This window comes from Escherichia sp. WS1152 (genome assembly GCF_046487665.1).
Classification (GTDB): domain Bacteria; phylum Pseudomonadota; class Gammaproteobacteria; order Enterobacterales; family Enterobacteriaceae; genus Escherichia; species Escherichia coli.
In genome coordinates this window covers 1-1,656 of the sequence record NZ_JBJQJA010000052.1, presented here as the reverse complement: position 1 = coordinate 1,656, position 1,656 = coordinate 1, and the positions used below count along the sequence as shown (strand labels likewise).

General features: G+C 50.2%; 1 protein-coding gene. It reads left to right on the top strand.

All coding sequences use genetic code 11. The features are described from left to right. Positions 1–32 precede the first annotated feature (32 nt). A complete protein-coding gene (locus ACJHW7_RS25235) occupies positions 33–512 on the top strand; it encodes a helix-turn-helix domain-containing protein (protein WP_001620079.1) in 480 nt (159 codons plus the stop codon). Positions 513–1,656: the final 1,144 nt, after the last annotated feature.

The following is a 1,656-nucleotide window of genomic DNA, read 5'->3' as shown; positions in this document are numbered from 1 at the left end:
TTTGAGCCATCATTAGACCGTGGAGATTTACCATGTATATCGGGACTGAAGAGCAGCGAAAAAAGCGTCTAAAAGAACTGGAAAAATTAAACAAAGAATCGGAACCAGATCCGAAAAATAACGGCCCATTCACCCAGGTTTATCAGAAGGGCTGGGAAAGGATCCGAGAACTGTCGAAGGACAAGCAGGGAGTTGTAGCAATACCGCTTTACTCGTTTTTAGCTGAGCACATAGATCCCTCATGCGGTGCTGTTGTTGCCGATCAGCAGTTTTTAGCAGATAAATTGGGTGTTAGCCGAAGCACAATTAAGCGCTGGCTCAACTACTTAGAATCAAAAAACGCGTTAGTCAGAATTCCTGTTGCCGGTAAGGTTTGTGCGTATGCACTCGATCCACATGAAGTCTGGAAGGGATACAACACATCTAAAAACTACGCGGCGTTTGTCACTAAAACACTGGTCAACAAAGACGGTGATATTCAGCGCCGAATCATGGCCATGTTTTCAAATTGAGCCAGCGGCAGGCGGACAATCAGGGGTTACGTGTTAACGTTCTGACCATGATTGTCTATCCTGCATTGCTCTTTTGCCGCCTCAAAATCCCTTGCGTGTTTTTGCTCCCCGATCTCCAGAACGACCGAGCCGCCACGGTTCCGGCAGCGCCTTGAGCGCAACCGGAAACCGTCTGGGGAGAACCCCAGACCCCCATCGCTGTAACATCGACGGTCTACGACCACCAACCAGCTGAATAGCTGCCAGTGCCGTGCAAATGGGCTTTGCAGGGGGCTGACGCGGTTCCTGGCGACCTGAAAGCCCCTGGTTAGGGGTATCGGCGCGCCTGACCTCCTGAAACCCTCTGTAAGCGTTTTTCGCGCCTTCCATGCCCTGACGGGCATTTAAAACCCGTTTCGTGCGCCTGAGAGCTTCTGAGAGCGTTTGAAGAGCTATCTGGCGACTCATCCCCGAAAGAACAACAGCGGAATCACCGATAACATGCGAGAGGTGGCACCGCTCGCCGCAGCCCCAGCGACCGAACGTTAGTGAGCGAGTGGGCGAGGAAGCGGAAGAGAACCGGAAACCACATTGAGCACGTACGCACTGATGCGGGGTGTCGGGGTGAAGCCCTGACCAGATGGCAAACGGAATATCGTCGCGGGTGACGGTATTACATTTGCACATCCTGTCCCGATTTCTGCGGAGTTTAACGGTGAACGGACGGCAAAAAACGTGCAGGAGCTGTTGAACGTGAAAACCTCGAAATCTGGCAAAAATCACGGCTGACGAGGCTTGCAGAGGATTAAGCCAGTATACACATCGCTATCGCTCTGTGACTGGGTCAGGGCTTCGCCCCGACACCCCAAAAAAGTGTTCCGCTTTGCGCAACACTTTCAGCAGAAAAGATATTTAAGGGCGATTTTGTAAGTTATTGATTTTTTAGCTACTTGCATTATGGGTTAGCTCACGCATGCATGGTCTAAGGTTAGCTCACGCATGTGTGAGCTAGGTCGACCTATCATGGTTTACGTTTGAGCTATGATGGCTTATATTTGAGCCATCATTAGACCGTGGAGATTTACCATGTATATCGGGACTGAAGAGCAGCGAAAAAAGCGTCTAAAAGAACTGGAAAAATTAAACAAAGAATCGGAACCAGATC